Source organism: Vibrio sp. CK2-1 (genome assembly GCF_021726515.1).
In the GTDB taxonomy this organism is placed as follows: domain Bacteria; phylum Pseudomonadota; class Gammaproteobacteria; order Enterobacterales; family Vibrionaceae; genus Vibrio.
Genome location: NZ_JAKKCJ010000001.1, coordinates 558,237 through 571,519 on the forward strand (window position 1 = coordinate 558,237; position 13,283 = coordinate 571,519).

The following is a 13,283-nucleotide window of genomic DNA, read 5'->3' on the forward strand; positions in this document are numbered from 1 at the left end:
AAGCCATTATGGTCTTTAGGCGTTTTTTTATCACATATAACAAATCCTATAACATAACTGACGTGTTTATGACCTAGAATGAACGATATTGTTTACATAAATGAATATTATCTAAAACTAACGTTAAGAATAATTAAGGGAGTTATTATGCCGAGCCGGAAATCATTGTTTATTGTGTTAGCGACTGCGTTATTTCTAAGTGGGTGTGCAAGTACGGAAGACGATTCTCAAGCAAGTTCTCAAACCAATGCTGAATCAACAGAGGCTCATCATGATTGTGCCGCTGCTGGCCAAAAAAGTTATGAAATGGCGAATGGTAGTATCGTTTGCTATTAAATGTTCTCTGTTGGTCACAGCACTAGTTCAGCTTAAGTGAATAGGGTAGGTTTGCGATGAAAGCACTACCTTATTAAGGCGCATATTTTTCGAATACTTCTTGCTCTGTCATTTCAGTAGTGTGTTCTGCAAAGCTATAAAATGTCGGTTTTTTATCAATAAAGATTTGCTCATTAAAGGTTAAATTTTCGAGATCTTGAAATAGCCCAATAGGTAGTGTGTATAAATTGGCGTGAATGAGTTTGTAGTACAAGTGAGTACCGCATTGTTTGCAAAAGCCACGTTCCGCCCAATCTGAAGACTTAAAGGTTTGGATAAATTCACCGCCTTCAATTTGCACTCCATTTTCACAATGAAAGCCCATAAAAGGTCCGCCACCCCAGCGTCTACACATTCCGCAATGGCATGCCTCAAAGCTTTGTTTATCCTCGGTAGTCAGCGTCACGCTGCCGCATAAGCAATGTCCCTGCATTTTTCTTTCCTTATTCGTTTTCAATCGTGCTTTCAGTATAGATAACTATTCCCGAGTTAAATAATTACTTCCTGATAGTTAAATCATTAGGCGGCATAGTTATTGCTTTAGTAATAGTAGACGGCAATAAATGGAAGAAACACGAATGGAAGCGCTAGAAGAATTAAATATGGCGGGAGTCGCTACACCGGCAATAGACACATTGAATCGCGGCGGTGGCTGGAAAGCAGAATTAACCTTGGGCTTTACTGACCGAGGCGACAAAACCGTAGTTGGACACAAAACTCAACTAGGACCGTTGGCGATTCAAAGGCCACTTTATCCTGAAGGCGATGTTTGCCATACCTACCTGCTTCACCCTCCTGGCGGGGTAGTTGGCGGAGATGAGCTGTTAATTAAAGCCACGACTTATCCTGGAGCGCATGCTTTAGTTACCACACCCGGCGCGACCAAGTTTTATCGCTCAGAAGGCAAGATCGCCCGTCAAAAACAAATCTTAACCGCCAAGTCAGGAAGCTGTTTGGAATGGCTCCCGCAAGAGAACATTTTCTTTCCTACCGGACAAGTGCGTGTCGATACCGAAATTCACCTTGAAACCGATGCACTATTTATGGGCTGGGAGATGCACTGTTTTGGTCGACCTGCACTAAATGAGTGCTTCTATGCAGGTAAAGTGTGGGGTAAGACGCAAGTTTTTGTTGATGGAAAGAATATTCTCACCGAAAACGTGCAATTGATCGGAGGAGATAAATCAATACTAAACAGTGGCTTACAGTCTTTCCCCATGATGGGGAGTTTGTTTATTACCGCGCAATCGGAAGATGACCTTGAAATGGTACAGGATTTGCTTCGTGACTTTGCACCAAATGATGAATTAGTGGTTGGCGCGACTCAAATAGAACAGCTAATCGTAGTTCGAGCATTAGGCAAATGGACCGAGCCAATGTTGGAAGCGTTCGCATTGATTTGGCAACAATTTCGCCATCAATGGTTTGGTTATGTACCAGAGCCGCCGAGGATTTGGGCAACTTAATACGTTGCTCGGCTCGCTGCGCGACTAGGGCGCTTTGCTGCTCGTATTACGAAAAAGACAACCAGATCAATACTAATGAGTTAAACGGGGCATTTCGAGAGACGAAAAACGAAGTGCCCGAGACCCGAGGATCGAATGTAGATGGAACTAACCCCAAGAGAAAAAGACAAATTGCTGATCTTTTGTGCTGGCATGTTAGCGCAGCAGCGTAAAGATAAAGGCTTAAAACTCAACTACCCAGAATCAGTGGCGTTGATCAGTAGTGCGATTTTAGAAGGCGCGCGTGAAGGTAAAACGGTTGCTGAATTGATGAATTTTGGTCGCACCATTTTATCGGTTGATGATGTGATGGAAGGCGTGCCGTCGATGATTCCTGATGTTCAAGTCGAAGCCACATTTCCTGATGGCACCAAGCTTGTCACCGTACATGATCCGATAGTGTAAGGAGAAAACATGAAAACTAGTAATGCCAATCCTAACGCTTTTATCCCCGGTCAGCTTGTTTCTGGAAAGGGTGAGATTGAGCTGAATGTCGGCCGTGAAACCATCAAAATTAAAGTCGAAAACTTAGGCGATCGCCCTGTTCAAATTGGCTCTCATTATCACTTTTATGAAGTTAACGATGCTTTGAATTTTGATCGAGAATCGGCCAAAGGCTTTAGGCTCAATATTCCCGCAGGCACCGCGACTCGTTTTGAACCTGGACAGTCACGTACCGTTGAACTGGTGGAGTATGCAGGTAAACGAGAAGTGTATGGTTTTAAAGGCCGAGTAATGGGTTCTCTTGATTGATATTGAAAAATAAACGGTTCGCTAAAAGGATTTAATAGCATGGCAAAAATTTCAAAAAGAGCCTACGCCGAGATGTTTGGGCCAACGACTGGCGATAGATTACGACTTGCTGATACTGAGCTATGGCTCGAGGTAGAAAAAGATTACACGGTTTACGGCGATGAAGTGAAATTCGGTGGCGGTAAAGTAATTCGTGATGGCATGGGGCAAAGCCAACTGGCGTCTGAATTTACGCCTGATCTTGTTTTAACCAATGCGGTGATCTTAGATCATTGGGGCGTAGTGAAAGCGGATATCGGTGTCAAAGATGGCCGTATTTGTGGCATAGGTAAAGCCGGTAACCCTGATGTGCAGCCGAATGTTGATATTATCATTGGACCGGGAACCGAAGTGATTGCTGCAGAAGGTTCGATAGTAACCGCTGGTGGCATTGATTCACATATTCACTATATCTGCCCGCAACAAATTGAAGAAGCGTTGACCTCTGGTGTGACGACCATGATCGGCGGTGGAACCGGCCCTGCAACCGGAACCAATGCGACAACCTGTACTCCGGGCCCTTGGAATATGCATCGAATGTTAGAAGCGTTGGATGAATTTCCAATGAACTTTGGCTTACTCGGTAAAGGCAACGCCAGCTTGCCTGAAGGCTTAATTGAGCAGGTGGAAGCCGGTGCCATTGGATTAAAACTTCATGAAGACTGGGGGACGACGCCAGCTTCCATTGATATGTGTTTAACCGTTGCCGATCAAACTGATATTCAAGTGGCGATTCATACCGATACCTTGAATGAGTCGGGTTTTGTGGAATCGACGCTTGAAGCGATTGGCGACCGCGTGATCCACACTTATCACACCGAAGGCGCGGGTGGCGGTCATGCGCCAGATATTATCCGCGCTTGTGGTGAATCGAATATTCTACCGTCTTCGACCAACCCAACTCGCCCTTACACAATTAATACCGTCGATGAGCATTTAGATATGTTGATGGTATGCCACCACTTATCCCCGTCGATTGCCGAAGATGTGGCGTTTGCTGAATCGCGCATTCGTCGTGAAACCATTGCCGCGGAAGATATTTTGCATGATCTCGGGGCTTTCTCGATGATTTCATCGGACTCGCAAGCGATGGGACGAGTCGGTGAAGTGATCCTACGGACATGGCAAACCGCTCATAAAATGAAAGTACAACGTGGCTCATTAAAAGAAGACCAACAAGCGTTTGATGCTCAAGCGGAGAAGTTTGGCCATGAAGCGCCAAGTGACAACTTCCGTTTGCGTCGATATGTTGCGAAATACACGATAAATCCAGCCATCACGCATGGTATTGGACATGAAGTGGGTTCGGTAGAGGTAGGTAAATTAGCCGATCTTGTCTTATGGAAACCGGCTTTCTTTGGCGTAAAACCAAGCGCGATTATCAAAGGTGGCATGATCGCAATGGCCCCAATGGGCGATCCGAATGCGTCTATTCCAACGCCTCAACCTGTTCATTATCGTTCTATGTTTGGTAGTTACGGCAAAGCCTCGAAAAAGACTTCAATGTTATTCGTTTCTCAATTGGCTAAAGACAAAGACATTGCAGGTCAATTAGGGCTTGGCAGCTTAATTGGTGTAGCCAAAAACTGCCGCACCATTTCAAAAGCCGATATGAAACTCAATGATTGGCAGCCTAAGATTGAAGTCGATTCTCAAACCTATGAAGTAAAAGCGGATGGGGAACTCCTCACTTGTGAACCTGCGGAAGTATTGCCAATGGCGCAAAGGTATTTTCTGTTTTAGTTAACGTAGCTTGAAGGCTCGGACGCTTCGCTCTCGTTGCTCGAAAAAGCTTGTATTAATCAACGTTCTTAAAATCTTGCCTTCGAGACACGAGACACGAGACACGAGACACGAGACACGAGACACGAATAATTGGATAAAAAATCATGATTGAAATTACAAAAATAGTCACAGATAGCACTCAAATTGCTGAGCGAAATGTGGATGGTGTATTGAGCCTTCCTATTAATAGCCGTATCAAAAGTCGTTTAAAAGTATCACTTGAAGATGGACGTGATGCGGGGTTGTTTTTACCTCGCGGCAATATTTTGCGCGGTGGTCAGTTATTGCAAAGTGAATGCGGGTTATTGATCGAAGTGACCGCAGCACCGGAAACCGTTTCTAGTGTGTATTGCGACGATGCGTTATTGCTAAACCGAGTGACTTATCATCTAGGTAATCGTCACGTTCCTCTACAAATTGCAGATGGTTGGGTGCGTTATCAGCATGACCATGTATTAGATGACATGGTGGTGGGGCTAGGTGCCAAAGTGACGGTAGAACAAGCCGAATTTGAACCTGAAGATGGGGCGTACGGCGGCCGTTCAGGGGGGCACCATCATCACGATCATTCGCATGATCACTCTCATTAATGACAACTTGAAATTGAATTCAAAAATAGAAAAAACAAAAAGGATATTTGCCATGAAATTAGTTCGCTTACTCACACTTGCTTCTGTTTTTGCTGCGCCAGCGGCGTTTGCACATGTTGGTCATATGCATGATCACGGCTCAAGCAATGCGTTTTTTGAAGGTTTTGTACACCCATTAACTGGACTGGATCATTTAGTGATGCTCCTTGGTCTAGGTATGCTGATTAGTCATTTTACGGCAAGTAAATCAAGCTCAGTAGCTAAGCCTACTTTGATTATTGCAGCCCTTGTTAGCTTAACGGTTGGCCTTGCCGCAGGAAGCTTATTTGGTGCGATTAGTGGGGTAGAGCTAATGATTGCCGCATCAATTTTTGTGGTTGCATTAGGGATTTGGAATGCATTTTCAGCGCGTGAATCTTTGACTCAAGGTTTGGTTGTCGCTTCTGTTGGTTTGGTGTTCTTCCATGGTTTTGCTCATGGCGTAGAAGCAACGGGCGGATTATTTGGTTTTGGCGCAGGTATGCTAGTCGCAGCATTTGGCATCATGTTTACCGGTGAGCGTGTGGCGCATTTCTTATCAACCCAGTTCTTATCAACAAAGTTCTTCGCAAATAAGTGGCTTGGAGCGGGCATTGCAGCTTCTGGCGCCGCGCTAATGATGGCGTCTTAATCGCTTATGAATGATATGAGAGACATAGACTCTATATCTAGCTCAGCTCTCAACTCAGTCGCATCGTCACCGCATGGTGCTTCTGAGGTAGCTTGCTTTCGTCTGTTTCAGTTAATTAGCCCTTCACTACCCATTGGTGGTTTTACCTACTCACAAGGTTTGGAGTGGGCGGTTGAGGCTGGTTGGGTGAGTAATCAAGCTAAGTTAATAGAATGGCTTGAAATGATGCTCAATAACAGCTTAGTGACGTTAGAGCTGCCGATCTTGGCGAAGTTTTATCAAGCACTAGAAAGTGATGATGATGCGAGTATTGAATATTGGAGTCAGTATTTATATTCGTGTCGAGAAACCAGTGAGCTACGCGCAGAAGAGCTGCAACGAGGTAAGGCGCTTTTTACTTTATTAAAACAGCTCGATTTACCCGTTAAAAGCGAATGGCAACCCGAAGATGATCCGAAAGCGGCGACTCAGAATCAATTGCTAGGATTTTGTGTCGCAGCAAAAGCGTGGGGTATTTCACTGCATAGCTTGCAACAAGGGTACTTATGGAGCTGGGCGGAAAACATTGTGATGGCAGGGGTAAAGTTAGTGCCACTTGGTCAAACTGCTGGCCAAAAAACCTTAATTGCGCTGTCAGAATGGTTGCCTCAAGCGATAGACAAAGCCAATCAAATTCAAGATGACGATATCGGTAGTTTTACGCCCGCAGTGGCCATTGCCAGTAGTCGTCATGAAATTCAATATACAAGGTTATTTCGTTCTTAATTTTCACCAGTAATAGAACGAAACCCGACAAAACAAGGAAGATAAAATGTCTCAAGCAAGTAATCAAAATGAAAGCTATAAACAACCATTACGTATTGGAGTTGGCGGTCCGGTTGGATCAGGCAAAACTGCGTTACTAGAAGTTTTGTGTAAAGCTATCCGTGAACGCTTGAATATTGCGGTAGTGACCAATGATATTTACACCCAAGAAGATGCCAAAATACTCACTCGCGCAGAAGCGTTAGATGCTGACCGTATTATTGGCGTCGAAACTGGCGGCTGTCCACATACAGCAATACGTGAAGATGCTTCAATGAACCTTGCGGCAGTTGAAGAGCTCGCTAAGCGCCATAAAAACCTAGATGTGGTGTTTGTTGAAAGTGGTGGCGATAATTTAAGTGCTACCTTTAGCCCTGAACTTGCCGATTTAACTATTTATGTCATTGATGTAGCTGAAGGGGAAAAAATCCCGCGTAAAGGCGGCCCGGGTATCACTCGTTCTGACTTGTTAGTGATTAACAAAATTGACTTAGCACCGTATGTTGGCGCGTCATTAGAGGTAATGGAATCGGATACTCAGCGCATGCGCCCAACCAAACCTTATGTATTTACCAATTTAAAAGAGAGTGTTGGGCTCGATACTATTATCGATTTCATTATCACTGAAGGCATGTTGAAGCCGAAATATTAATCCGGTTAACTTGCAGTAAAGATTGGATAAAAACTAAGCTTAGTGGCGATTTGGCTGCTAAGCTTTTTTATTGTTAATCAGTTATTAGGCTTCTAACTATCTAATTGATTGATTTATAGCAAATATAGAGTAGATAGCGGTTTTAATTCACGGGTTAAATTCGCTTTTTATGAAATATTACGTTACATTTGCCGCCACATTTTTGAACTTTTCAATTTCAAATGGTCTGTTATAACATATCAATTCTATCAAGTTGATATTTAGCCGGCTCTTGAGGTCGATTCACACAACTCCCTACGCTGGGAACTATAGAAACTAAACCTTATGTCTAAACAAAAATTTGCAGAACTTCGCCAGCATCCTAAGTTTCCATTGATGCTTAAAATTGGCGTGGCTTTTGTCGTGTTATTTATTATTGTTTTAATTGCCGAATCTGGTGATGGACGCAAATCAGTTCCTATGGATATGGACAAAATTTTAGCAGACGAAGCGAAAGCGGTTGCCGCTACCAAGCCTGTTCATGTGGATGAAAACGTTCCGCTTTATTCATACGAAATTCAAGATGGTGACAATTTAAGTAGTATCTTTGTTCGTCTTGGCGTTCCGTATGGTGACATGCTCAGCGTTATGGATACCGACCAAAACCACCTAACACTTGATACCTTAAGACCGGGCGATACCTTAAAAATTTGGATGGATGAAGATCTAGAACATTTAACCAAATTAGAAGTTGAATTTACGCTAGCGGATCGCGTGGTATTTACTCGCAACGACGATGAAAGTTATACCTTCCAAGAAGTGAATCTACCGGGCGTATGGAAAACTTATCCACTAGTAGGTGAAATCCAGGGTAGTTTCTCCACATCCGTTTATAAATACGGTATTTCGGGTGCGGAAACGGCACAAATTACTCAGTTATTAAAAGATAAGCTGAATTTTGTGCGAGACTTACGTGCCGGTGATAAGTTCGAAATTTTGCATAAACGCCAGTTTATCGATGGTGTCGCAACCGGGAATCGTGAGATTGATGCGATCCGTATTTATAACCGCGGTAACGTGATCAGTGCTTATCTGCATAGCGATGGTCAATACTACGATAGTAATGGCGATAGCTTGCAGCGTGCATTTTTACGTTGGCCGACGAAACAGCACTTCCGTATTAGCTCTCCATTTGATGCGAATCGTTTACATCCTGTGACTCATCGTCATGCTCCTCATAATGGCGCAGATATCGCTTCTCCTACTGGGACTGATGTTCTAGCAACCGGTGATGGTATCGTGACGCTAACCACCAACCACCCTTACGCGGGTAAATATGTCGTGGTTCAACATGGTTCTACTTACCGAACTCGCTACTTACACTTGAGCAAAATTTTAGTGCGCCAAGGCCAAGCGGTTCATCGTGGACAAGTGATTGCGAAATCTGGTGCTACAGGTCGTGTAACCGGGCCACATTTGCATTATGAATTCATCATTCGTAACCGTCCTGTGAACTTCTTAACCGCTAAGATCCCGATGGCAACATCGATTTCTAAAGAAGATAAAGCGGCGTTTGAAGAACAAGTTAAAGCGGTTGATGCGCAGTTTGAACAAGTCGCGATGAAGAACTCTGACAAACAAACTATTGCTAGTAATTAATCGTATCTAATAATAGAATTGTTTCATTGACTAAAGAGTAAGTGTTTTCGCACTTGCTCTTTTTTATTATATATAACCGCCGTTGAGGTTATTGAATCAGGGATGATAGATGAATCATGTAGAAAACACTCAAGAAGATAATCTTGAAATTAAGCAACCTCAAACTTGGAAAACACCACAAACCTTTTTGATGCTCATTTCGATCGTGGTGCCGATTGCCTTTGCTAGTTGGATGGCGTTATTAAATAACTTCGTGGTAGAAAAAGCGGCTTTCACTGGTGCAGATATCGGCTTGCTACAAAGTGTGCGTGAAATTCCCGGCTTCTTAGCCTTCACCGTCGTCTTCGTACTGCTGTTCATCCGTGAGCAAAAGTTTATGCTCGTCGCGCTTGCCATGCTCTCGATTGGCGTAGCGATCACCGGCTTTTTCCCTTCGGTACTTGGCTTGCTAATGACGACTTTATTGATGTCGATAGGCTTCCACTACTTTGAAACCTTAAAGCAATCCTTATCTTTACAATGGCTGAGTAAAGAAGAAGCGCCAGAGTTTCTAGGAAAGTTAATCTCGGTAGGAGCGCTTGCATCATTACTGACTTACGGCGCACTGTGGGTCATGCTGGAAATCTTGAAGTTTGATTATTGGCATGTGTATTTAATCACTGGCAGCTTAGCCTTAGGTGTTACAGTCTTTATGTGGTTAGCATTCCCGCAATTTGAAGCGACAACCATTCAGCATAAAAACCTGATCTTAAGAAAGCGCTATTGGCTGTATTACGCGCTTACTTTTATGAGTGGCGCTAGACGTCAAATCTTTACTGTATTTGCGGGCTTTTTGATGGTGGAGAAATTTCACTATTCGGCGGCAGACATTACATTACTGTTTTTAATCAACTATGCGTTTAACTTCTTATTTGCTAAGAAAATCGGTCAATTCATTGGCATAGTAGGTGAGAGAAAGGCGCTGATTTTTGAGTATTGTGGCTTAATTGGTGTGTTTGTTGGTTACGCGCTAGTCGAAAATTCACATATTGCTGCGGGTTTGTACGTGGTCGATCATTTATTCTTCGCACTAGCATTAGCGGTTAAAACTTATTTGCAGAAAATCGCCGATCCACAAGATATGGCCTCTACCGCTGGGGTTTCATTTACCATCAATCATATTGCAGCAGTAGTGATTCCGGTGACATTTGGTTTGTTGTGGCTGCATTCACCGGCCGCGGTATTTTATATTGGTGCTGCGATGGCGGCGGTATCGTTGATTTTATCTTGTAATATTCCGCGTATGCCGAAGCCGGGTAATGAAGTGTGTCGCTTTAAGTGGGGAAGTGAGGTAGCGGAAAAATAATTGACGTCTAAATTTTCTTGAACGAGGCAATGTGATCTAAGCGGATCCGTTGTCTCGTTTTATTTTTATCGACCAGTTCTACTTCGAGCCATTCTCCGGTTTCTTTTTCTGAATAGACATTGATGGCTGAAGCGATAAGCGTGCGATTGTCATGTAAATGAATCTCAAGCTTATCATGATGCATACATGCCACTTCAAACTCATCGTATTGTGAGCAAGCGATAGGTTGGTATTTTATCTCGTCCATGAGTGCTCGCTTATATGAAGTGGCTGCTTAGGTGTGTATCTATCAATCTAGTCTTTAAATGCACTAGGTGTGAAAGTATCGGCTTTTGGACGAATCACCACAGTGCCGGCAATCTTGTCATGGAAGCCTTGTTTCTTGCTATCAAAGCCGACCCAGATGAAGCCCAACATAAATAAGAACGTCGATACAAAGTAGCCTAGGTAACGAATAATTGACTGAACGGTAGTTAAACGTTGTCCGGTTTTCGCATCGACTACTTGTGCTTTGATCAGCATTTTACCCGGTGTTGCGCCGCGGAACTTCCAAAATAGTACAGTGATGATAAGCAGCGGAATGTAGCTCCACCAAGTATCCGACAGCATACTACCAGCCCATGAAGTGGAGTAAGAAGAATAAGAGTAGTGTTCGGTTTGAGTAGTAAAGCTTTGTTGATAAGACTCTAGCCCCGGTAGCGCAATGAGCACTAAGGCAAAGGAATAAAGAATATTATCAATAATGCTGGCCCCAACACGCGACCAAAACCCAACATATTCGTACTCCATTAAGGTGTCGCTTAATTCAAATTTTTTCATAACTTATCCAGTTTGTTTTTATTATCTATACGCAAGATGCTGTTTTTGTTAAGCCGCGCTAACGATAGCTGAAATAACACCAATAAGGCCACCAAACACGCCGCCCCATACAACAAGCCAACCTAAATGCTGCTGAATCATAGTCTTAACGATTTCTTTGACCATCTTAGGGGTTAATTCGTTCAATCGCTGATCAATAATATTTTCAATATTGGCTTGGATATCATCCATCATTGACGGTTGTTCTAGCTGCTCTTTTAAGGCTTGTTTCACCTGATCGCTTTGGCTGATTTCAATCATTGATTCTTGCATCTTTTCAATAAAAGGCTGTTTTAGCGGTTGAAGTGCTTCCGCGCCACCTAACATTGCTAGCATTCCACCAAAAGAAGAATGGGTGATCACTTCTACTAAAGAATCAAAACTCGGCTCTAAATCGATTTTCTGGATGACAGGCTTTAAATCTAACGAGGCGTTGCTTGCTAATTCTTGGTTTAAGAACTTGTCGATGTTTTGGCTAGTAAAAAACTGCATCATCATGAGATTTTTAATTGCGGTTTTAAATTCTTCAAAACGAGCAGGGATGATGCCCGAGCCATATAAGCCCGGCACTTTTTCAAACAGCATGTGAATGGCGAGCCAATTGGTTACCGCACCTGAAAAAGCAAATAAGCCAGCATAGAGCACAATGGTGTTTTGAGTTTGATAACCAATCGCTAATAAAACAATTGAAATAAGGTTAGTGATAAAGCTTTTGTTCATAGTGATTTTCTTGCTTGGGTATATATAAAATTAAGGCACAAAAAAGGATGATAAACGTGAGTAGTATCATCCTTCGACAGTCAGTGATGTGACTCGCTTAAAACTCTTTAGGAGCAAAGCCTGTCATTTCTTCTAATTTTAACTCTTTACCAATTTTGGTTAAAGGGTGCACGATAACAAGGCCTTTCACTGATTTTTTCAGTTTGCCTTGGTCAGCTTTTTCGTCTTTGGTTAATGCGCGGCTAAATGGCATCTCCAGTAACGCTTTACGTTCTTTGTTTAAGTCGTAGCTTTTTTTGTGATTAAGCTGAGCCACTTTTTTGCTGAGTTGATTAATTTCAGTTTCAAATTGATAAATCATCGCTTTATCTGCTCGCTTTTGAGCAGCTTCAAGTTTATGGCGGCACTTATCGAGTCGATTATTCAGTTGTTGTAGTTCGTTTTGTTGGCTCATGTGTTCACCATATACTCTAAAATTAAATCAGTGGATTGCGTCAAATTACGCGAGGGCGGAGTATAGCACAGCGCTTGCCTTTAGTTATCTTATTATTTATCAAAAAAAGGTTTTTCAATGCCAAGCTTCACCATGAATAAATACTTTATCTTTCGATAAATATTAGAGTATTTCACTAAAATATTCTTAGAATCTATCACCGTCGTATTACCCCAATAAGAGAGCGTATGAATACCATCGGAAAAAGGTTCAACAGGCATCAAGTCTTTAAAGTGCTGCTCTTGGTATTCAGTGTTTGAGATAGTCGTTATCTTCATTACTTGCAAACTACCACCATAAGTATGTTGGCAGTTTTGTCCTACACGGTAGTACTGACCATTGTCTTCGATGATTGGACCGCCGTTGCGACCATTCTTAATATCATTTGCGATAGGCGATGCTGGGTGTAATTGATACCCTCCGAGTAGTGTATCCGAGTAGAACAGCAACTGTTTGAAAGGGTCATCAGCGGTAGAAGTAAACAAATAGAAAACATGGTTTATTTTTTTGATATTGGAGTCGATATATTTTCCATCGCTAAGTAACGTTTTATGCTTAACGAACTTTGAGCCATTAAATTGGTAGAGCGTGATTTCATTTAAATCGGACGTTTCGACAATGCAATAAATGTCACCGGCTTCTTCAAAGATGAATGGGTATGATTTATGGCCTGTGATGGTATTGATGTCATCAAAAAAAGGATAGCGCTTGCCTTTTAAATCTACACATTCAATTTTTCCATTGCCATGAGAGTAATCAAAAATTTCATAAGCAATAAAGTGTTTTTCACCAAGCATGAAAATGAATGGGTCGGCCTCGAAATCTTTTTCGGTAAAGTTAAACCATTGGATATCAAATTCTTTCAGGCCGTGCTCAATGATGGATATCGGATTGTGTTGTATTAATCCAATTCGCCAAAAGTCTTGAGTTGTAAATTTGCTTAATAATGATTTCAAAACAGGATCCTTTGCCTAGGGAGGACTAATTAAGTGTGGCTATCATTGTACACTTTAGAATAAGTATTAATCTATGTTATGAGGGTAAATAATGCCTACA

General features: G+C 42.5%; 17 protein-coding genes. 11 read left to right on the forward strand and 6 right to left on the reverse strand.

All coding sequences use genetic code 11. The features are described from left to right. Positions 1–147: 147 nt before the first annotated feature. The gene (locus tag L3V25_RS02390) at positions 148–336 is read left to right on the forward strand and encodes a hypothetical protein (RefSeq protein WP_237293899.1); all 189 of its coding nucleotides are present in this window, start codon (positions 148–150) and stop codon (positions 334–336) included. A 73-nt stretch (positions 337–409) separates the two neighbouring features. On the opposite strand, the gene L3V25_RS02395 is transcribed toward L3V25_RS02390, so the two are convergent. Continuing rightward, the gene (locus L3V25_RS02395; protein WP_237293900.1) at positions 410–808 is read right to left on the reverse strand and encodes a GFA family protein; all 399 of its coding nucleotides are present in this window, start codon (positions 806–808) and stop codon (positions 410–412) included. 169 nt (positions 809–977) lie between these two features. Here L3V25_RS02395 and L3V25_RS02400 point away from each other — a divergent pair, with 169 nt between their 5' ends. The 10 genes from L3V25_RS02400 (at position 978) to L3V25_RS02445 (ending at position 10,156) form a co-directional block, all read left to right on the forward strand. After that, a complete protein-coding gene (locus L3V25_RS02400) occupies positions 978–1,841 on the forward strand; it encodes an urease accessory protein UreD (RefSeq protein WP_237294332.1) in 864 nt (287 codons plus the stop codon). 141 nt (positions 1,842–1,982) lie between these two features. Beyond that, complete coding sequence (gene ureA / locus L3V25_RS02405; RefSeq protein WP_027695010.1) at positions 1,983–2,285, forward strand: urease subunit gamma; 303 nt, start codon at positions 1,983–1,985, stop codon at positions 2,283–2,285. A 9-nt stretch (positions 2,286–2,294) separates the two neighbouring features. Beyond that, positions 2,295–2,633 carry an urease subunit beta gene (locus L3V25_RS02410; protein ID WP_237293901.1) on the forward strand — a complete coding sequence of 113 codons (339 nt, stop codon included), beginning with the start codon at positions 2,295–2,297 and terminating at the stop codon, positions 2,631–2,633. A 39-nt stretch (positions 2,634–2,672) separates the two neighbouring features. Next, a complete protein-coding gene (gene ureC, locus L3V25_RS02415; RefSeq protein ID WP_237293902.1) occupies positions 2,673–4,415 on the forward strand; it encodes an urease subunit alpha in 1,743 nt (580 codons plus the stop codon). 146 nt (positions 4,416–4,561) lie between these two features. Continuing rightward, positions 4,562–5,047 (forward strand): urease accessory protein UreE, encoded by a 486-nt coding sequence (gene ureE / locus L3V25_RS02420; protein WP_237293903.1) that lies wholly within the window; start codon positions 4,562–4,564, stop codon positions 5,045–5,047. Positions 5,048–5,099: 52 nt separating this feature from the next. Then, positions 5,100–5,717 carry a HupE/UreJ family protein gene (locus L3V25_RS02425; protein ID WP_237293904.1) on the forward strand — a complete coding sequence of 206 codons (618 nt, stop codon included), beginning with the start codon at positions 5,100–5,102 and terminating at the stop codon, positions 5,715–5,717. 15 nt (positions 5,718–5,732) lie between these two features. Then, positions 5,733–6,482: an urease accessory protein UreF gene (locus tag L3V25_RS02430; RefSeq protein ID WP_237293905.1), complete on the forward strand. Its 750-nt coding sequence runs from the start codon at positions 5,733–5,735 to the stop codon at positions 6,480–6,482. 46 nt (positions 6,483–6,528) lie between these two features. Next, entirely contained in the window at positions 6,529–7,173 is a 645-nt protein-coding gene (gene ureG, locus L3V25_RS02435) for an urease accessory protein UreG (protein ID WP_237293906.1), read from the forward strand. A gap of 324 nt (positions 7,174–7,497) precedes the next feature. Then, positions 7,498–8,811 carry a peptidoglycan DD-metalloendopeptidase family protein gene (locus L3V25_RS02440; RefSeq protein ID WP_237293907.1) on the forward strand — a complete coding sequence of 438 codons (1,314 nt, stop codon included), beginning with the start codon at positions 7,498–7,500 and terminating at the stop codon, positions 8,809–8,811. 109 nt (positions 8,812–8,920) lie between these two features. Continuing rightward, a complete protein-coding gene (locus L3V25_RS02445; RefSeq protein WP_237293908.1) occupies positions 8,921–10,156 on the forward strand; it encodes an MFS transporter in 1,236 nt (411 codons plus the stop codon). A 7-nt stretch (positions 10,157–10,163) separates the two neighbouring features. Here the strand turns inward: L3V25_RS02445 and L3V25_RS02450 are convergent, their stop codons facing one another. The 5 genes from L3V25_RS02450 to L3V25_RS02470 form a co-directional block, all read right to left on the reverse strand. Next, positions 10,164–10,403, reverse strand: coding sequence for a Rho-binding antiterminator (locus L3V25_RS02450; protein ID WP_237293909.1), 240 nt, complete (start codon positions 10,401–10,403; stop codon positions 10,164–10,166). A gap of 47 nt (positions 10,404–10,450) precedes the next feature. Next, positions 10,451–10,975: an RDD family protein gene (locus L3V25_RS02455; protein WP_237293910.1), complete on the reverse strand. Its 525-nt coding sequence runs from the start codon at positions 10,973–10,975 to the stop codon at positions 10,451–10,453. A 48-nt stretch (positions 10,976–11,023) separates the two neighbouring features. After that, the gene (locus tag L3V25_RS02460) at positions 11,024–11,734 is read right to left on the reverse strand and encodes a DUF445 family protein (RefSeq protein ID WP_237293911.1); all 711 of its coding nucleotides are present in this window, start codon (positions 11,732–11,734) and stop codon (positions 11,024–11,026) included. Positions 11,735–11,831: 97 nt separating this feature from the next. Beyond that, complete coding sequence (locus L3V25_RS02465; RefSeq protein WP_237293912.1) at positions 11,832–12,188, reverse strand: YibL family ribosome-associated protein; 357 nt, start codon at positions 12,186–12,188, stop codon at positions 11,832–11,834. A 92-nt stretch (positions 12,189–12,280) separates the two neighbouring features. Beyond that, positions 12,281–13,183 carry a hypothetical protein gene (locus L3V25_RS02470; RefSeq protein ID WP_237293913.1) on the reverse strand — a complete coding sequence of 301 codons (903 nt, stop codon included), beginning with the start codon at positions 13,181–13,183 and terminating at the stop codon, positions 12,281–12,283. Between the last annotated feature and the right edge of the window lie 100 nt (positions 13,184–13,283).